The following is an 18,076-nucleotide window of genomic DNA, read 5'->3' on the forward strand; positions in this document are numbered from 1 at the left end:
CTTTGTGCCATCTTGCGCCACCTGCGTTAATGGTCAGATGAGATTAAAATGGCTAAGATCACCACCGCCGTATTACAGAAAATGAAACAACAAGGTAATAAAATCAGCATGCTGACAGCTTATGATGCCAGTTTCGCTAAATTATTTGCCGAGCAAGGCGTTGAAGTTTTATTAATCGGCGATTCTCTTGGCATGGTGCTACAAGGGCATGACGATACGTTACCGGTAACCGTCAGCGATATCGCCTACCATACCCGTGCAGTTCGCGCAGGTGCACCGGATGCCTTTGTGATTGCCGATATGCCGTTTATGAGTTACGGCACGCTGGAGCAGGCATTGCAGAATGTTGTACCTTTGATGCAGGCCGGTGCCAACATGGTGAAATTGGAAGGCGGAGATTTTCTGCTGCCCACAGTAAAGGCCCTGACAGAACGTGGCGTACCGGTATGCGGTCACCTGGGGCTGACACCACAGTCAGTGCATGTTTTTGGTGGTTATAAAGTACAGGGTAAAACTGACGCAGCTGCCGATGCTATGGTAGCGCAGGCAAAAGCCCTGCAAGAGGCCGGCGCCCAGCTGCTGGTTCTTGAGTGCATTCCAACTGCATTGGCTAAACGTATTACCGAGGCCTTGTACATACCTGTGATTGGTATCGGCGCCGGCAACGTCACTGATGGTCAGGTACTGGTGATGCACGATTTGCTTGGCATCAGCAGCGGCTACATTCCTAAGTTCTCGAAGAACTATCTGGCGCAAACCGGCGAGATCAGAAGTGCCATTGCAGCCTATGTCAGCGAAGTAAAAAGCCGGACTTTCCCTGCTAACGAACATAGTTTTTAATACCGATGAACTTAATTTCCAGTATCGACACACTTCGCCAGCAAATTAGCAGCTGGCGTCAAAACGGCCAGAGCATTGCCTTTGTGCCTACTATGGGAAACTTGCACAATGGTCACCTGCAACTGGTCGATGTAGCTAAAACACGCGCCGACAAAGTGATAGTCAGTATTTTTGTCAACCCGATGCAGTTTGGCAAGAACGAAGATTTAGCCAGCTACCCACGCACGCTGGAAGCCGACTGCGCCGGTTTGAAGCAACATGGTGCAGACGCCGTGTTTACTCCGACACCCGAAATGATGTATCCACGCGGTCTGGACAATCAAACCTTTGTTGAGGTACCCAAACTTGGCGATCTGCATTGTGGCGCCAGCCGGGCCGGCCACTTCAGAGGCGTGTCGACGATTGTTTGTAAACTGTTTAATCTGGTACAGCCTGATGTTGCCTGTTTTGGCCAGAAAGACTATCAACAACTGGCCATTATCCGCCAGATGGTGACGGATTTGTCACTACCTATTGATATTATCGGCGTGCCAACAGAGCGTGCCAGTGACGGTCTGGCGCTGAGTTCACGCAATGGTTATTTAAACGCTGAACAACGTGCGATTGCACCGAAGCTATATCAATTGTTGCAACAGCTACATAACACCATTCTGGCCGGTAATCACGATTACCGTGCGCTGGAACTTGAGGTCAGACAGCAACTGACACAGGCTGGCTTTACACCAGACTATATAGATATTTCAGACCGACATGATTTAACGCTGGCAACGTCAGCAGAGCAGGAAAAAGTCATTCTGGCGGCTGCCTGGCTGGGAACAACCCGTCTGATAGACAACCTTGAGGTTTAAACAACTTAGGTTGTCGCTAAACAGTGACAGCCTAAGCTTTTGATCTAAATAACATTCTTAAATATCTGTCGCTAAGTGACGCTAATTAGCGACAGCAGCCAGCCTACCGAGACGCTGCGTCATCCTCAAGAACACACCAACTTATTGATATTTATAACTTATTATTTTTGGCACAACTACTGCTAACGGTATTACCAGTGCAATGAGACTGCGTTTTGCAGGAGGCTGACTAATGAAAAAAGTAGTATTAACCACACTATTATTGTTGAGCGCTAACCTGGTGCTGGCGAATGAGTTTTTGCAGAAACTAAATCATCACAGCACCGAGCACACCGCATTGTCACAGGACGAGTTGGCAGCTCAGCAAGCGCTGTCAGCGGCCTTAACCGCAGAGACAACAGCGCTGTAGGATGATAAAAGCCATCTGTTATAAGGTGGCTCTGAATTTTGCCGCGTCAATAATGGCCCATAAGTGTGCGATAGCGGCAACGATCGCCGGTACCACCAGAAACCACAACGCATAACCTGCTGCACAGACTACAAAAAACAGGATAGCAGCCAGTATACGGCCCTGTACCAGTTGTCCTAACCCCGGAATAAATACATTACATAGCGCGGCAATAACATTGCCCCCTGAGCCCTGACCTGCCATAAGCTTTCCTCCATTAATATTTCTTAGAATTAATTTTCAATATTTTAAGCGCTTTATTTACTGCTTTAACGTTGCAACAAACTGCTCTGACTGTGCAATCGCTTTATTCATTTCAGCGATCAGAAGGTTAATGTCTTTCTGCACGGAATTAAACTCCCCTTTTAACGCCCCTATCGCTTTGGCATTAAGGTTATGTTTTAAATACAGAGCATTATCTTTAAGTGATGACAACACAGGTTGCATAGTCTGCTCTGCCCGGCGCATCGTTTTCAGCAAACTGGCATATTGCCGTTTGGTTTCGGCAAGCTTTTTGGCGCTGTCTTGCTTTAACTTAGCATTACTGTATTGCTCCAACTCGTCCTGCCACTCATCAAACAGCGCATCAGCCACTGCCTCAATGCTGTCAATGCGGGCACTCACATCTTCTGCGGCTTTGCTGCAAGCCTGATATTCGCTATCAGTCGCTTCGTACATACGCTGTAAATCACCGCCGTCAAACTTGATCAGGCTGCTGAATTGTTCCAGTGCCGATTTAAACTGCTGCTGGGCATCCTGTTGCGATTGCTGGGCTTCTTCTACCCGGTCAACCAGAATGTCACGTTTATGTACGCCAACTTTCTCCATTGCCGAATAGTAAGCACTTTGACAGCCGGCGAGCACCAACAGTAAAGGCAGGGTAAACAATAAATTACGCATAAAAACAGTCCGCTGTTGTAACAGTGTGGTTGGATAATAGCCTGTTAGTTAGCTCAGAACAAACTAACGCTGGCAGCTGTACAACTGTTTTTCCAACGCCATTAATTGCCTGACACCCGGGGTCAATGAAAATCCAAACTGAGGAGGTAAGCCAAGCTGTGCGCGTTTATACTGCCACTGCGCATAAAGATCCCGGTATATCTGCTCATATTCCTGCGGCTCAAATGGCAGACCGCTGGCGCCTCCGGCCTGAAAATGCTTTATTTTCATTTCCAGCGGCAACAGTATATCGGTTAACTGCGGCATCACATCAAAAGCTAACTGCATATAAGCCGCCAACTGATATTCCAAATCCCTTATCTGTACAGCCAGCTCGTTTGCAAGTTCGGGTGATTCATTTAGCTGCTGTGTTAATTCAGAAATTTCAATGCTATAGGTGAAAGCAAAGCCAAAAAAAGCACCTACGTAACCATGTAACCCGGCCTGCTCATTCCAATAACGCGACTGGGCCAGTGCCGATCTGTCTTTAAGTCTTTCATCAAAAAGACTTTTATCAGGTTTGCTATAACTCTGAAATTGAGCATACCGAAGATACTTTTCAGACAACATCCGCATGGCCGATACATTCGCTGTCTGGGCTTCTGCCAAAAGCTCATCCATATTCAGCTGCTCGTAGTAACTGTCAATTAACTCGGACGATAAACTCTGGTTAAACTGCCGAAACTCTTCTGCTGCCGGGTGCGTGTTTATCTGCTGTTGAATGTCGTCGCATTCCACTTGCACAGACTGTTGCGCAGAGTCAGATGATATGTCGCTTGCCATAGTCGGTCCTTCTGTGACCGGCTTAATCGGCGTCTTGCTGTTTTCAGCAATCTCAATGGTGGGCGTGACGGTGCCTTTGCCTGTGTCCGCAATTGAATCAGCCGGCGAGGAATTGTCATGCCAAAACCAGCCCGACACAGCCACACTGAGCACAACCGCAACAGTAAACAGCCATGCCCTGCTTATCATAGCCTTACGCCGCCAGCTCTTTAGCCAGTTGCAGCAACTTGGGGTAAAACTCTTTGTCCAGTTGCGCTATCTGGTCTTGCTCAACCAACACATCGTGCAGAATTTGCTCTGTTGTCAGCGGGTTAGCAAGTACGACTCTGAATACTATCGTTTCCTGCCGGTTGTAACGTGCGGGTGTCAGACGGGTACGGGACACGAAAGATTTACCCTCTTCGCGCTGGCGTTTCTGGATAAACTTGGTCAGGCCATTTAGCAATTCGTTAAAACGCTGCAGTTGCTCAGCATCAGCACCCGCCATCGCTTTTTGCACCTGAGCTGGCACGTAGCGGTATGTCAGTAAACACAGCTCTGGTTCAGTGATAAGTTCAAAATCGATATTGTGGGCGATTAGCGTGGCAAAATAGCGGGCTTTTTCCAGGCTACGGTTAATCAGTATTTCATAGCCGTCACGGCCGATAACCTGTAAACAGGCGTGCACCAGCATTGCCATACCCGGGCGTGATCCCTCCAGCGTCTGGCTGCCTAAATCTTTTGAACCTTTACGCAGAATGTACTCGGCGTGGTGTTCAATTACATGCGCTGCTGATGGGTGTTTAAATACCACCATCCCCGCGCCCATCGGCACATACATTTGTTTGTGAGCATCAATAGTGACGGAGTCGGCACGCTCTATACCACTTAGCAGGTGACGGTACTTTTCCGACAATAAGGTCGCACCGCCCCAGGCGGCATCGACGTGGAAATGACACTGATACTGTTCAGCTAAGTCGGCCAGTTGATGTAAAGGGTCAACATTACCGGTTTCGGTAGTACCCGCCACGCCGACAATGCCCAGCACGCGGATATTCGCCGCTTTAAGCTCAGCCATTTTTTCCGCCAGCAGCGCAGTGTCAATTTTGTTATTGGCGTCAGTCTTTACCGCGATCAGCGACTCACGGCCAATACCGAGCACATCTGCCGCTTTACCCAGCGAGTAATGGCCACGCTCTGACACTAAAATCGCCAGGCCATCATAACCGTAATGTTTCATGGCTTTAAACAAGCCTTCGCGGGCAATACCTTTAAAGTCGCCATCGGCTTTTAACAGGCGGTTACGCGCTATCCACAGCGCAGTAATATTAGCGATGGTGCCGCCAGAGCAAAATGCGCCCAGCGAATGATTGGCGCTATGCATCCACTTTTTATAAAAGCCTTCGCCCTCGCCATACACCAGATGGTGCATCATCCCCAGCACCTGGCGCTCCATTGGCGTAAAGGCTTTTGAGGTTTCAATCTTTACCAGATTCTGGTTAAGCCCCACCATCATCTTCGACAGCGACAGTACAAAATAAGGCAGCGCGGATGTCATATGGCCAATAAAACTTGGTGCAGCAGTATGTACCGAATGCGCTACCAGCTTTTGCATCAGGCTTTCGGCATAATCTGATACAAAGTTTGGCATTTGCGGGATCTGATGCGCCTGAAAATCGCGTTCGATCTGCCATAGCGGCTTTTCTACTGCAACAATACTTTCGCGCAGAAAACCAGCCAGATTCTGCGATAAATTCTGTTCGATGATACTCAGCGTAGAATCAGGTGCTTCAGGTACAGTAAAGATACGCCATAGCGCTTCTTCTGATGCGATTGCCTGTCTTTTACTCGATTCTGTCATGCTGTTATTACTCTGCAAACTGATTTAGCAGTTACTAAAACGGTCGGGAAAAGGCGCTCACTTTACTGCAAGCGCCGAAAAATGTCTGCAAAAAAATAGCTCTGCAAGTGCACCCTCAGCGGCTCTGGCTAGCTACGTAAACCTATACCGCGGTTTATTAAGTACAGAGCAAAGCTGAACAGCACAATGATAAAGCCGACAACGACAGTAAGAGCCAATGTCAGGCTGACATCCGATACCCCCAGAAAGCCATAGCGGAACGCATTGACCATATATACAACCGGGTTTAGCGCGGCAACATGCTGCCAAAAGCCCGGCAACAGTGTTAATGAGTAAAACACGCCACCGAGGTAAGTCAGAGGGGTCAGCACGAAGGTCGGAATAATACTGATATCGTCAAAGGTCTTGGCGTAAACGGCATTAATCAGGCCTCCCAGTGCAAACAACATGGACGTCAGCGTGACGGTAATCACTATCACCGCCAGATTATGGATCTGAATAGTGACGAAGAACAGCGACAGTATCGTAACGATAAGCCCTACCAGCATGCCGCGAGCCATACCACCGCCGACAAAACCCAGCACAATAATGTAATTGGGTACCGGTGCCACCAGCAGCTCTTCGACGTTACGCTGAAATTTAGCGCTGAAAAAGGATGATGCCACGTTAGCATAGGAATTGGTAATCACCGACATCATAATCAGGCCGGGAACAATGAACTCCATGTAAGTAAAGCCACCCATATCACCGATACGTGAACCAATAAGGCTGCCGAAAATCACAAAGTACAGTGTCATGGTAATAGCAGGTGGCACCAGGGTTTGCACCCAGATCCTCAAGAAACGGTTGGTTTCTTTATCGAGAATACTTTTTAGCGCTACCATGTAATTGGCTTTAATCATTTTGCACCTCCGCGGCCATGTTCAACCAGGGTGACAAATAATTCTTCCAGCCGGTTCGCTTTGTTGCGCATTGATAACACCTTTATACCCTGCTCACTAAGTTGGCTAAAAATGGGGTTTAAGCCCTGACTTTTCTGCACATCCACTTCAATACTATGGTCATCCAATGCGCGCCAGTTGAACTCATCTAAACACAGATTTGCTGGCACATCGGCTAAATCCAGCACAAAGGTCTCTACCGTCAGCTTGGCCAGTAATGCCTTCATTGTGGTGTTTTCAATAATCTGACCTTTGTCGATAATAGCGATATTGCGACACAGCATTTCAGCTTCTTCCAGATAATGCGTTGTCAGAATAATCGTTACGCCCTGCTGATTGATGGTGCGCAAAAATTCCCACATCGAGCGGCGAAGCTCAATATCTACGCCTGCGGTAGGCTCGTCGAGGATCAGCAGCTTAGGTTCATGCATTAAAGCTCTGGCGATCATAAGTCGGCGTTTCATGCCGCCGGAGAGCTCACGGGCACGGGCATGACGCTTCTCCCACAGTCCAAGCTGACCGAGGTACTTTTCTGCCCGCTCAATGGCTATTTTCTTCGGTACGCCATAGTAACCCGCCTGATTCACCACTATCTGCAGCACCGTCTCAAACTGATTAAAGTTAAACTCTTGCGGTACCAGCCCGAGTTGACTTTTGGCTTGCTCCAGCTGGCTGTCGATATCGAAGCCGAACACGCTGACTTTGCCGCGGGTTTTATTGACCAAAGAGCTGATCACGCCAATAGTGGTACTTTTACCGGCGCCGTTCGGCCCCAGCAACGCAAAGAAATCGCCCTGCCTGACCTGTAAATCTATACCACTAAGCGCAACTGTTCCGCTTTTATACACCTTATGCAGGCCGGTAATATCCAAGGCTAAACTCAATGTTACTCTCCTGTCTGTGTTGTTTCGCCGCTGTAACCCCAGCGGTTAAGTAACTGATGCGGCACCTGTAAATGATCTAAAATACGCGCCACCATAAAATCGACTAAATCACTGATTTGCTGTGGCTGATGATAAAACCCCGGTGCAGCCGGCATAATGGTGACACCAAGCCGGGCCAACGCCAGCATGTTTTCCAGATGGATGGCGCTAAGCGGGCTTTCCCGCGGTACCAGTATTAACTGGCCTTTTTCTTTTATTACCACATCTGCCGCACGCTCAATTAAATTGTCGCTTGCACCTGTGGCAATGGCTGATACAGTACCGGTTGAACAGGGGCACACCACCATCTGGCGCGGAGCGGCAGAACCCGACGCCACCGGTGAAAACCAGTCATCCTTGCCATAAACCTTTAGCAGTGCCTTATCGCAGCCAAAATACTGCTGCAGGTATTCAGTACATTTTTCCGGCGCGGCCGGTAGCTTAATATTGTGCTCAGTAGCAAATACCACGCGGGCAGCACTGGAGATAAGCAAATGCACTTTTATGCCGTGCGCCAGCAGCAGCTCCAGCAAACGCCAGCCATAAGGCGCGCCAGAGGCACCGCTAAATGCCAGCGTGATCTGTTTTTCGGTGCTCATTTGTGCTCCCATTTCGCTGTCAGTGCCTTGATAAGCTTGTCGTGAATACCACCAAAGCCACCGTTGCTCATGATCACTATGCTGTCTCCGGGCATGGCTTGGTCGGCCAGCAGTTGCACCAGAGCATCAATGTCACGGCTTAAACTGGCTTTTGGCGCTAACGATCTGGCTAACGCATCTAACGACCAGTTCGCATTGGCTGGCTCATACAAATAGACCTGGTCAGCCAACGCCAGCGCCAACGGCAACGCCGCCTGATGCACACCCATACGCATAGTGTTAGACCGTGGTTCAAGCACTGCCAGCACACGCTTGCCACCCACTTTATTGCGAATGCCCTGTAAAGTGGTGCTGATTGCCGTTGGATGATGGGCAAAATCGTCGTATACCCTGATATCTGCGATATCTGCCTTTAGCTCCATCCGCCGTTTCGGCGCAACAAAACGCGCCAGGGCTTCCAGTGCAATCGTTACCGGAACACCGGCATGCCTCGCCGCGGCAATAGCCATCACTGCGTTATCAACATTGTGCTGGCCGTTTAATTGCCAGCTAAGTTCACCGAGTTTTTCCTGCTGATAATACAAAGCAAACTGGCTGCCATCTGTCTGTAAAAGCTCTGCAGTCCAGGCGCTACCATAGCTTTGCCGTTCGCTCCAGCAGCCCATATCCAGTGTCTGCTTTATCGCCGGTGTATCTTCCGGTGCCAACACCAAACCATTTGCCGGCACCATCCGCAGTAAATGATGAAACTGACGCTGTATCGCCGCTAAATCAGGGAATATATCTGCATGATCGTATTCCAGATTATTGATCACCAGCGTACGTGGCCGGTAGTGCACGAACTTAGAGCGTTTATCAAAGAATGCGGTATCGTATTCATCGGCTTCGATAACAAAGAAAGGCGACTCGCCAAGCCGGGCAGAACAGTCAAAATTTTGCGGGATACCGCCGATCAGAAAGCCGGGCTTAAGCCCGGCATAATCTAAAATCCAGGCCAGCATAGTACTGGTGGTGGTTTTGCCGTGGGTACCTGATACGGCCAGCACCCAGCGGTCATGCAACACTTGCTCGGCCAGCCACTGCGGGCCTGAGGTATAACGCAGGTTAGTATTCAGCACATGCTCTACTGCGGTATTACCGCGCGATAAGGCATTGCCAATAATCACCAGATCGGGGGCCGGTTCCAGCTGTGCCGGATCCCAGCCCTGTGTGAGCTCGATGCCCAGTTGCTCAAGCTGGGTGCTCATTGGCGGATAAACGTTTGCATCTGAGCCGGTTACCTTATGCCCCAATGCCTTGGCAATAGCCGCAATACCACCCATAAAGGTGCCACAAATACCGAGAATATGAATATGCATACCAAATCCTGAAAGTTAACTGCCGCCATTGTAGCAAATGCGAACTTGTTGGCAGTAACAACTGCAATTTACACAGAAATTCATTAAACTACGCCGCCTCTGCAGCTAACACAACAACAGATAAGGAACCTTCACATGCGCCGCATCTCGCCCGTACTACAACAGGATGGAGTCGACAGCGACCTGATAGCTCTGATCAAAACCATACTGGCAGCTTGCCGGGAAATATCGTTCCGCGTAAGTCAGGGTGAACTGGCTGGTGTATTAGGTTCTACCCTTGGCGAGAATATTCAAGGGGAAACGCAGAAAAAACTCGATATTATTGCCAATGAGCTGCTAAAAGAAGTCATTCTGGAAACCGGCGTCGTTAAAGCCATCAGTTCAGAAGAAGAAGATGACACCGTCGCCGGTAATCCAAATGGTAAGTACCTGGTGACCTTTGACCCGCTGGATGGCTCCTCTAACACCGACATCAACAGTTTAATCGGCACCATTTTTTCTATTTTGCCGGCGCCGGCAGACAAAGATGCTGCAGATGCCAGCATGTTTTTGCAACCGGGCACAGCGCAACTGGCGGCAGGTTACGTTTTGTACGGCCCGTCAACTATGCTGGCGCTGACTACAGGCAAAGGTACCCGCATTTATACGTTGGATAAAACCTATGGTGGTTTTCTGTTAACCGAAGAGCAAGCCACCATACCGAAATACACTGCCGAGTTTGCCATTAATATGTCAAACCAACGCTACTGGCAGGCACCGATGCAAGCCTACATCAATGATTTACTACAGGGCAAAGATGGTCCGCGTGGTAAAAACTATAATATGCGCTGGATAGCCGCCATGGTGGGTGATGTGCACCGTGTATTATGCCGCGGTGGTATCTTTGCTTACCCGCGAGATACTAAAGATGCAAACAAACCGGATAAGCTGCGGCTAATGTATGAAGCCAACCCGATGAGCTTCCTGGTAGAACAGGCCGGTGGTGCAAGCTCAACCGGGTACGAGCGTATCATGGAGGTTGTGCCGGTAGATATTCATCAGCGCATTGCCGTCATTCTGGGCTCAAAACATGAAGTAGAAAGCTGTGTAGCCTATCATCAGCGATAGCCATTTTTAATTGCGGCGCTATAATAAGCGCCACTTTTTCGAAGCGATTTTAACGAACTAAAGGACCAGGCCATGAGCTTAAGTGATGTAGCCGCAGGTAAGAACCTGCCAGAAGAAATTAATGTCATTATTGAAATTCCGGCCAATGCCGACCCGATTAAATATGAAGTGGATAAAGACACTGGTACCGTCTGGGTTGACCGTTTTATGGCAACACCAATGTTCTATCCATGTAACTATGGCTTTGTTAACCAGACATTATCGCTTGATGGTGATCCGGTAGACGTATTGGTACCAACACCATACCCGCTGGTACCCGGTGCAGTAATCAAATGCCGCCCGGTTGGTGTATTGTTTATGTCTGATGAGTCAGGTGAAGATGCTAAAGTCATTGCCGTACCGGTAAGCAAACTGACTAAGTTGTATGACCACGTTAAAGACATTAACGACGTGGATGAACTGCTGAAAAAGCAAATCCAGCATTTCTTCGAGCGCTATAAAGAGCTGGAACCTGGCAAGTGGGTGAAAGTAAACGGCTGGGGCGATGCCGAAGCTGCTAAAGCCGAGATTATGACCTCATTTGAGCGTGCGAAAAAGTAATTTCCCCAAAGGCCCGGCTTCACCGGGCCTTTGCATTTTATGCGTCTGAACACCAACAACTACAAGCATTTACGTCAATAAAGCACTATACTGCGCAAAAACATACTCTCATAATAATTATTCAAACTCACAGAGGCATGCTGTATGGATGTGTTACGACGTCTGTCTATCGCGAAAAAAATCTATTTAATCCCTGTCATTGGTACTCTCAGTTTCGTTATCTATCTCATACTCGCCAGCATAACTGCGCTCAATAACGTTAAAACGCTGGAACAAACCCGTGACATCCAGTTTCCGGTATTACAGGCATCCCAGCATGCGCAGGTACTGCTTGAACGGGTAAAAGACTCACTGGCCAGTGCCGTAACAACCGGAGACAGCGAGGCATTAGCCGGCGCTGCCACCTTTCGCAGCTCACTGACCGAGGCGCTGAATAATATCAGCCGGTTAAACAACGATTACGCCAGTGACATTAACAACATAAAGCAGAGTTTTGATAGTTATTATCAGGCTGCTTACAGCGTTTCTGAGCAAATGATTAATAATACTGCAGACTTCAGTACACTGGCGCAGCGCTCTGCAGCAATGAACTCAGACTATGACAATACTGCCCGTTTACTAAGCCGATTCAGCAATACCAAGCTAAGCCAATTTACCACATCAATTGATGATGCCAGTGAACAGGCCGGCACCCTGATTACTGTCGGTATCGTCATGGGCATTATTACCACACTGGTGCTGTTTGGTACGGCTTTTCCAATCGCACACGGTATTCAGAACAGCCTCAGCAGCATGATACGTTCGCTGCAAAGCCTGGCAAAAGAAGACGGCGATTTAACGGCCCGCATTCATACCAACAGTAAAGATGAGCTGGGCGACCTGGCACACTGGTTTAATACCTTTATGCAAAAGCTACAGCACGTGGTCAAAGACATCATTAACACTGCGGTGCCATTATCAAAACTGGCAAAAGATCTGCATCAGCTAACTGACGATACCAATAAAACAATATCTAATCAGCGCAGCGCGGCTAACCAGGCTAAGCATGCGGTAGATGACATGAGCGCCAGCGTTGTCGCGGAGGTAGCCAGCGCCAACGAAGCTGCAGCTGCTGCAAACCAGTCCAGCGATGCTGCCGATCAGGGCCAGAAAACGGTTATTCTGACGGTAGAGAATATTCAGCAGTTAGCTGGCAATGTGCAAGAAGCATCTGACGTCATTACCCAATTGGAAAAAGATGCCAACCAGGTCGGCACTGTGCTAAGTGTTATCAAAGGCATTGCTGAACAAACCAACCTGCTGGCATTAAATGCCGCCATAGAAGCCGCCCGTGCCGGTGAACAGGGCCGCGGCTTTGCGGTGGTGGCGGATGAAGTGCGCACCCTGGCATCACGCACACAAAAGTCGACCGAAGAAATACAGCGCACGATTGAGCAGCTGCAATCGGCCGCACGCCTGTCAGTACAGAAAATGCAGCAAAGTACAGCCCAGGCCGGCAATAGTGTGCAATCGGCCAATCAGGCCGGTGATGCACTGCAGCTAATCACACAAAGCATTGCCCAAATCCGCCTGATGAATCAGCAAATTGCCGACGCAACAGACGACCAGCAGAAAATGGCCAGCGACATCGTCGGCCATGTAGATGCGATCTTCAAAAATACCGAGCACAGCTCACAGAGTGCTGGCCATATCGCTAAAGCCAGCAGTGAACTGGCGACACTTGCACATAATCTGGAAGACATCACCCGCCTGTTCAGGGTCTGATGACAGGAAAAAGCCGGCTTATGCCGGCTTTTTATTGCTTACCTTGCGTAGTAGCCATCCGGTACGTTCAGTTTCGCCACCCCCGAAGCCACTGCGGCTTCTGCCACAGCACGGGCAACCCTTGGCAGTAACCTCGGATCCATCGGTTTAGGTATAATGTAGCTGCTCCCAAAGCTCAGCTCACCGACTTTAGCGGCAGTCAGCACTTCCTGCGGTACCGGCTCTTTAGCAATAGCACGGATGGCATGCACTGCTGCCAGTTTCATCTCATCATTAATTACGCTGGCGCGTACGTCCAACGCACCGCGGAAGATAAACGGAAAGCACAGCACGTTATTCACCTGATTCGGGTAGTCTGAACGGCCTGTCGCCATAATGATGTCATTACGGGCTGCATGCGCCAGCTCCGGCTTAATTTCCGGATCGGGGTTAGAACAGGCAAAGATAACCGGCTTTTCAGCCATTAGTTGTAATGCCTCAGGAGGCAATACATCCGGCCCGGATACACCAACAAATACATCAGCCCCGGTTAATGCATCTTCCAGCGTGCGCTTATCGGTATTGTTGGCAAACAGCTGTTTATACTGGTTGAGGTCGTTACGGCGGGTATGGATCACCCCTTTGGTATCCAGCATGTAGATATGCTCGCGCTGAGCGCCGCATTTAATCAGTAGTTCCATACAGGCGATAGCTGCTGCGCCCGCCCCCATACACACAATAATCGCTTGCCTGATGTCTTTGCCCTGGATTTCCAGCGCATTTAACATCCCTGCTGCTGTCACGATGGCTGTACCGTGCTGATCATCATGAAACACCGGTATTTTGCAGCGCTTAATCAGCTCTTTTTCAATCTCAAAGCACTCTGGCGCTTTAATATCCTCCAGGTTAATACCACCAAAAGTATCAGCAATATTAGCAACGGTATTAATAAACTCTTCTGTTGAACGATGTGTTACTTCGATATCAATCGAGTCAATATTGGCAAAACGTTTAAACAGTAAAGCCTTGCCTTCCATCACGGGTTTGGACGCCATAGGCCCCAGATTACCCAGCCCCAGAATAGCAGTGCCATTGCTTATTACCGCCACCAGGTTGCCCTTAGCTGTGTATTTGTAGACATTGTCGAGATCGGCAGCAATTTCCCGCACGGGCTCAGCAACACCCGGGCTATACGCCAGCGCCAGGTCGGTTACGGTTTCTGCCGGCTTACTGATCTCGATACTGATTTTGCCGGGGGTGGGTTCTGCGTGATAACGCAGCGCCTGTTGTTTGAAATCTGCCATAGGTTCTATCCTGCTGTCTGTAGGGCTAAGCGTATTGTTATTATGGTGTCGCTACGCAAAAGGAGGCTTATTCTAATGAGCACTAACCGATAAGAGAAACGGAATCAGTCTGATCGTACCAGCGCAAGTCTGCTTGAAATGCCATAACACTTTAGTCGTAACCCTGTTCGTTATAACAACTAAACACTGTGCAGCCAAGAGACGTCCGGCCACCCAAATTACAAATGAGCACTGTGACTGCATACCAATGCGTAAACATGCGCATAAAGATGCCTTTCACTGTGTACTGCCTTCAGCTTGGTTATGGAGCTATTGGGAAATAAGTGGCAATAAGCATATGAAATATAATTAAAATTGTATATTACGAAGGCAACCTGATGACGGGGAGGTCGAAGACGAAAACTCATAAAAATATTTTTTCGCTAAATAACGGCTATTTGTACAAAAAACACTCAAGCTACAGAAACAAAAAAAGCACCCGTGGGTGCTTTTTTGCTGAACCTGGCAAAACCGATTAACGGCTGCCCAGAACAGAGAAACGTTTTTTGAAGCGATCTACACGGCCGCCTACGTCCAACACTTTCTGCTTACCGGTGTAGAACGGGTGGCAAGCTGAGCAAACGTCCAGGTGGATGTCTTTGCACAGTGCAGATTTAGTTTTGAAAGAATTACCGCAAGTACAGGTTGCCGTAATTTCTTTATATTCTGGGTGAATACCTGGTTTCATGGGTTACCTCGTTAGGCCGTATCGCTATCTGGTCAAACAATTTGCCAGACACCATACGTAATTACAGTTAATTTAGGGCGCGTAGCTTAATTGATAGCCGCTTAAGTTGCAACAGCTTCTGTCTTTACGCTGATATTTTTTGTTTTGCTTGGCATTTTTGTACCCTGTCCTTACACTTGAAAACTGCTTTTAACTGGAATTCTGCTGTGACTGTAGTGCGTGTGGCCCTGCCGGTGCCACTGAGACAACATTTCGACTATCTTATCGAGGCCAATGCGCAGGTACAGGTTGGCTGCCGCGTATTGGTGCCTTTTGGTAACCGCAAACTGGTGGGTATTGTCTGGCAATTAGACCCAAACAACAGTTTTGACAGCAATAAGCTAAAACCGGTGGTTGCAGTGCTTGATACCGACCCGGTATTGCCGGCATTACTGTGCCAGTTACTTAGCTTCGCCGCCGATTATTATCATTACCCACTGGGCGAAGTACTGATAAGTGCCTTGCCTGCCTTGTTGCGCGAAGGCCGCAACCTGGCGGATTATCAGCCAAAGGCTTATCAACTGACCGATAATGGTAAACAACTTGACGCCAGCACATTAAAGCGCTCAGCGAAACAACTGGCATTATGGCAGACATTGCTGCGCCATCAGCTGACCGAATCGGCCTTACTACAACAATACAGTCGCGCCACGTTAAAGCAACTTATCGACAAACAACTGGCTGAAGAGATAATAGTCCCTCCACAACCGTTTTCAGCCCCGCAAATAGCAGCTAAAGGCTTAAAGCTAACCGCTGCGCAGGCCATGGCCGTAACTGCGGTAACCCAGGCCTTTGGTCGCTTTGAACGTTTGCTGCTCGAAGGGGTCACCGGCTCTGGCAAAACAGAAGTGTACCTGCAGAGTATTGCCAGCCTGCTAAGTCAGCAACAACAGGTGCTGGTAATAGTGCCTGAAATTGGCTTAACGCCGCAAACGCTGGCACGCTTTCAAGCCCGTTTTGATGTACCGGTGTTGTGCTGGCATTCAGCGCTAACAGATAGCGAGCGCTTACATTGCTGGCTGCAGGCCAGTACCGGTGCCGCCGCCATTATTATCGGCACCCGATCTGCGTTGTTTTTGCCGTTTTGGCGCCTGGGGCTGATTATCATTGATGAGGAACATGATCAGTCTCTTAAACAGCAGGATGGCTTTCGTTATCATGCCCGTGACTTAGCCATTAAAAGAGCGGCACTGCATCACTGCCCTATTCTGCTTGGCTCTGCCACTCCAAGCCTTGAAAGTCTGCATAACGCGCTAAGTAAACGCTTTATCCACTTACCTCTGCCGGATCGCGCTGCCGGGCAAGCCTTGCCTCAGTTTGAGCTGGTCGACTTGAAACAGCAGGTGTTGCAGTTTGGTTTGGCCAGCCAGACTCTGGCAAAAATTAAACAGCAGCTTGCTCAGGGAAGTCAGGTAATGCTGTTTTTAAACCGGCGGGGTTTTGCGCCAGCACTCAGCTGCCAGGAATGCGGCTGGTTGACAGAGTGCCACCGCTGCAGCGCTTTTACCACCTACCACAAACAAAGCCGCCAGCTGGTGTGCCACCACTGCGGTGCCAGTAAAGCCATACCGCGTCAGTGTGGTGGTTGTGGCAGCACCCAACTCAAGCCCCTGGGTCAGGGCACAGAGCAGCTGGAAGAAAATCTACAGCAGCTCTTTCCCGATGTCGCTATTACCCGCTTAGATCGGGATAGTACAAGGCGTAAAGGAGCATTGCATCAGGCGCTGGAGGATATCCACGGCAGCGGTGCAAGGTTGATAGTCGGTACCCAAATGCTGGCTAAGGGGCATCACTTCCCCAATGTCAGCCTGGTGGTGATTGTTGACGTAGACGGTGCCTTATACAGCAGCGATTTTCGCGCGCCGGAACAGCTGGCACAGCTGTTGACTCAGGTTGCAGGTCGTGCAGGCCGTGGCAGCTGCGGGGGTACAGTGTTGCTGCAAACGCATTATCCTGAACACGCATTACTACAGGATATTATCAATAACGGTTATGCTTCTTTTGCCCGCAGTGCGCTGTTGGAACGGCAGCAAACCTGTTTACCACCGTATCAGCACCTGGCGATGTTCAGTGCAGAGGCACATCAAACTGACCCGTGCCAGCAATGGTTACAACAGGTTGCCGACGGCATAGCCGCTGTTGCCACTGTGCAATTGCTTGGCCCTATTCCTGCGCCAATGGAACGGCGGGCGGGCAAATATCGCTGGCAGCTGCAATTATATAGCGCCAACCGCAGCAGCATGCATCAGGCTTTAGAGCATATATTGCGCCTTGTCAGCAGCTGGCCACTTAGCCGCAAGGTAAAATGGCAGCTCGACGTAGACCCGACAGATCTGACCTGACGCCGCGGCTTGTGTTTCTTTTTCTGCTTAACCTTGTAGAATAGCGCTCAATCAGGAAGTAACAGTACCCGCTATCTATGCCTCAGAAAGACTATGTCAGAGCCAGCCGGCCGAAAGCAAAACCGGCCAGAGCCAGTAATGCCCGTAACAGCCGTAAAGCCGCTGCGCCAGCGCCGGCTAAGCCGTGGCTGTTGCTGATCGTTACTTTTGCGCTGATCAGTGGTTTTATTTACTTTTTGTGGTTTTTAAATCAGCAACCTGCTGCCCCCACTCCCGTCGCTAAACCTGAAAAAACCGTGAAGAAGGATGAATTGCCCGCCAAACCGACAGCCGAGCCCTACCAGTACATTAAAGAGCTGGAAAACAAAGAGGTGAAGGTTGAAGTGACCGAGCAAAAATCAGGTGGGCCCTATCAGATGCAGTGTGGGTCATTCCGGGCAGAACAGCAGGCTGAAACGATGAAAGCCCAAATTGCCTTTGCCGGTTTTGCTTCGCAAATCCGTCGTACTGAAGGTAGCAATGGTGTCTGGTACCGGGTTGTTTTGGGCCCGTATGAGTCGAAACGACAAGCAACGGCCGATAACAACCGCCTGCGTCAGCAAAATATTAATACCTGCCGGATCTGGAACTGGTCTTGAAATCGCACTGACGCAGCCACACTTATGCCCTAAGTTAATCACGCCACAGGGCTAATT

General features: G+C 49.4%; 18 protein-coding genes. 8 read left to right on the top strand and 10 right to left on the bottom strand.

Translation table 11 applies throughout. From position 1 onward, the window contains the following. The first annotated feature begins 48 nt into the window (after positions 1-48). The 3 genes from panB (at position 49) to LHL18_RS11805 (ending at position 2,097) form a co-directional block, all read left to right on the top strand. Complete coding sequence (gene panB / locus LHL18_RS11795) at positions 49-840, top strand: 3-methyl-2-oxobutanoate hydroxymethyltransferase (RefSeq protein ID WP_226767233.1); 792 nt, start codon at positions 49-51, stop codon at positions 838-840. Positions 841-845: 5 nt separating this feature from the next. Continuing rightward, a complete protein-coding gene (gene panC / locus LHL18_RS11800; protein ID WP_134051873.1) occupies positions 846-1,688 on the top strand; it encodes a pantoate--beta-alanine ligase in 843 nt (280 codons plus the stop codon). A 232-nt stretch (positions 1,689-1,920) separates the two neighbouring features. Next, entirely contained in the window at positions 1,921-2,097 is a 177-nt protein-coding gene (locus LHL18_RS11805) for a hypothetical protein (protein ID WP_226767234.1), read from the top strand. An 18-nt stretch (positions 2,098-2,115) separates the two neighbouring features. On the opposite strand, the gene LHL18_RS11810 is transcribed toward LHL18_RS11805, so the two are convergent. From LHL18_RS11810 to mpl, 8 genes are all read right to left on the bottom strand, one after another. Continuing rightward, positions 2,116-2,340 carry a hypothetical protein gene (locus LHL18_RS11810; RefSeq protein ID WP_226767235.1) on the bottom strand — a complete coding sequence of 75 codons (225 nt, stop codon included), beginning with the start codon at positions 2,338-2,340 and terminating at the stop codon, positions 2,116-2,118. Between the two features lie 57 nt (positions 2,341-2,397). Beyond that, positions 2,398-3,036 carry a DUF2959 domain-containing protein gene (locus tag LHL18_RS11815; protein WP_134051877.1) on the bottom strand — a complete coding sequence of 213 codons (639 nt, stop codon included), beginning with the start codon at positions 3,034-3,036 and terminating at the stop codon, positions 2,398-2,400. A 63-nt stretch (positions 3,037-3,099) separates the two neighbouring features. Then, a complete protein-coding gene (locus LHL18_RS11820; RefSeq protein ID WP_226767236.1) occupies positions 3,100-4,047 on the bottom strand; it encodes a hypothetical protein in 948 nt (315 codons plus the stop codon). A gap of 4 nt (positions 4,048-4,051) precedes the next feature. Then, entirely contained in the window at positions 4,052-5,698 is a 1,647-nt protein-coding gene (gene panP / locus LHL18_RS11825; RefSeq protein ID WP_226767237.1) for a pyridoxal-dependent aspartate 1-decarboxylase PanP, read from the bottom strand. Between the two features lie 128 nt (positions 5,699-5,826). Further along, positions 5,827-6,600 carry an ABC transporter permease gene (locus LHL18_RS11830; protein WP_134051883.1) on the bottom strand — a complete coding sequence of 258 codons (774 nt, stop codon included), beginning with the start codon at positions 6,598-6,600 and terminating at the stop codon, positions 5,827-5,829. Continuing rightward, entirely contained in the window at positions 6,597-7,523 is a 927-nt protein-coding gene (locus tag LHL18_RS11835; RefSeq protein ID WP_226767238.1) for an ABC transporter ATP-binding protein, read from the bottom strand. Before LHL18_RS11835 ends, LHL18_RS11830 begins: the two co-directional genes overlap by 4 nt. 2 nt (positions 7,524-7,525) lie before the next feature. Further along, a complete protein-coding gene (locus LHL18_RS11840) occupies positions 7,526-8,161 on the bottom strand; it encodes a flavin prenyltransferase UbiX (RefSeq protein WP_226767239.1) in 636 nt (211 codons plus the stop codon). Next, positions 8,158-9,519 carry a UDP-N-acetylmuramate:L-alanyl-gamma-D-glutamyl-meso-diaminopimelate ligase gene (gene mpl / locus LHL18_RS11845; protein WP_226767240.1) on the bottom strand — a complete coding sequence of 454 codons (1,362 nt, stop codon included), beginning with the start codon at positions 9,517-9,519 and terminating at the stop codon, positions 8,158-8,160. The genes LHL18_RS11840 and mpl overlap by 4 nt, the downstream gene beginning before the upstream one ends. A 135-nt stretch (positions 9,520-9,654) precedes the next feature. Here mpl and LHL18_RS11850 point away from each other — a divergent pair, with 135 nt between their 5' ends. The 3 genes from LHL18_RS11850 to LHL18_RS11860 all read left to right on the top strand — a co-directional run bounded on the left by LHL18_RS11850 (position 9,655) and on the right by LHL18_RS11860 (position 12,990). Beyond that, positions 9,655-10,626, top strand: a complete 972-nt coding sequence (locus LHL18_RS11850; RefSeq protein WP_226767241.1) for a class 1 fructose-bisphosphatase — start codon at positions 9,655-9,657, stop codon at positions 10,624-10,626. 72 nt (positions 10,627-10,698) lie between these two features. Next, the gene (ppa, locus tag LHL18_RS11855) at positions 10,699-11,226 is read left to right on the top strand and encodes an inorganic diphosphatase (RefSeq protein WP_134051893.1); all 528 of its coding nucleotides are present in this window, start codon (positions 10,699-10,701) and stop codon (positions 11,224-11,226) included. Between the two features lie 144 nt (positions 11,227-11,370). Continuing rightward, positions 11,371-12,990, top strand: a complete 1,620-nt coding sequence (locus LHL18_RS11860) for a methyl-accepting chemotaxis protein (protein ID WP_226767242.1) — start codon at positions 11,371-11,373, stop codon at positions 12,988-12,990. Positions 12,991-13,028: 38 nt separating this feature from the next. Here LHL18_RS11860 and LHL18_RS11865 read toward each other — a convergent pair whose 3' ends face one another. Then, a complete protein-coding gene (locus tag LHL18_RS11865; RefSeq protein WP_226767243.1) occupies positions 13,029-14,273 on the bottom strand; it encodes a malic enzyme-like NAD(P)-binding protein in 1,245 nt (414 codons plus the stop codon). A gap of 514 nt (positions 14,274-14,787) precedes the next feature. Then, positions 14,788-15,000 (bottom strand): 50S ribosomal protein L31, encoded by a 213-nt coding sequence (rpmE, locus tag LHL18_RS11870; protein WP_008217865.1) that lies wholly within the window; start codon positions 14,998-15,000, stop codon positions 14,788-14,790. 206 nt (positions 15,001-15,206) lie between these two features. Between rpmE and priA the strand changes: the two genes are divergently transcribed. Further along, a complete protein-coding gene (gene priA, locus LHL18_RS11875) occupies positions 15,207-17,381 on the top strand; it encodes a primosomal protein N' (protein WP_226767244.1) in 2,175 nt (724 codons plus the stop codon). A 77-nt stretch (positions 17,382-17,458) separates the two neighbouring features. Then, positions 17,459-18,019, top strand: a complete 561-nt coding sequence (locus LHL18_RS11880) for an SPOR domain-containing protein (RefSeq protein WP_134051899.1) — start codon at positions 17,459-17,461, stop codon at positions 18,017-18,019. Positions 18,020-18,076: the final 57 nt, after the last annotated feature.

It is taken from the genome of Rheinheimera aquimaris (assembly GCF_020531985.1).
Taxonomy (GTDB): domain Bacteria; phylum Pseudomonadota; class Gammaproteobacteria; order Enterobacterales; family Alteromonadaceae; genus Alishewanella; species Alishewanella aquimaris.

Excerpts from the sequence above, each read along its gene's own strand:
- LHL18_RS11810 (WP_226767235.1), bottom strand. The coding sequence starts at position 2,340 with ATGGCAGGTCAGGGCTCAGGGGGCAATGTTATTGCCGCGCTATGTAAT.
- LHL18_RS11840 (WP_226767239.1), bottom strand. The coding sequence starts at position 8,161 with ATGAGCACCGAAAAACAGATCACGCTGGCATTTAGCGGTGCCTCTGGC.
- LHL18_RS11865 (WP_226767243.1), bottom strand. The coding sequence starts at position 14,273 with ATGGCAGATTTCAAACAACAGGCGCTGCGTTATCACGCAGAACCCACC.
- ppa (WP_134051893.1), top strand. The coding sequence starts at position 10,699 with ATGAGCTTAAGTGATGTAGCCGCAGGTAAGAACCTGCCAGAAGAAATT.
- LHL18_RS11850 (WP_226767241.1), top strand. The coding sequence starts at position 9,655 with ATGCGCCGCATCTCGCCCGTACTACAACAGGATGGAGTCGACAGCGAC.
- LHL18_RS11805 (WP_226767234.1), top strand. The coding sequence starts at position 1,921 with ATGAAAAAAGTAGTATTAACCACACTATTATTGTTGAGCGCTAACCTG.
- LHL18_RS11830 (WP_134051883.1), bottom strand. The coding sequence starts at position 6,600 with ATGATTAAAGCCAATTACATGGTAGCGCTAAAAAGTATTCTCGATAAA.
- panB (WP_226767233.1), top strand. The coding sequence starts at position 49 with ATGGCTAAGATCACCACCGCCGTATTACAGAAAATGAAACAACAAGGT.
- LHL18_RS11820 (WP_226767236.1), bottom strand. The coding sequence starts at position 4,047 with ATGATAAGCAGGGCATGGCTGTTTACTGTTGCGGTTGTGCTCAGTGTG.
- mpl (WP_226767240.1), bottom strand. The coding sequence starts at position 9,519 with ATGCATATTCATATTCTCGGTATTTGTGGCACCTTTATGGGTGGTATT.
- LHL18_RS11815 (WP_134051877.1), bottom strand. The coding sequence starts at position 3,036 with ATGCGTAATTTATTGTTTACCCTGCCTTTACTGTTGGTGCTCGCCGGC.
- LHL18_RS11880 (WP_134051899.1), top strand. The coding sequence starts at position 17,459 with ATGCCTCAGAAAGACTATGTCAGAGCCAGCCGGCCGAAAGCAAAACCG.
- LHL18_RS11860 (WP_226767242.1), top strand. The coding sequence starts at position 11,371 with ATGGATGTGTTACGACGTCTGTCTATCGCGAAAAAAATCTATTTAATC.
- panC (WP_134051873.1), top strand. The coding sequence starts at position 846 with ATGAACTTAATTTCCAGTATCGACACACTTCGCCAGCAAATTAGCAGC.
- panP (WP_226767237.1), bottom strand. The coding sequence starts at position 5,698 with ATGACAGAATCGAGTAAAAGACAGGCAATCGCATCAGAAGAAGCGCTA.
- rpmE (WP_008217865.1), bottom strand. The coding sequence starts at position 15,000 with ATGAAACCAGGTATTCACCCAGAATATAAAGAAATTACGGCAACCTGT.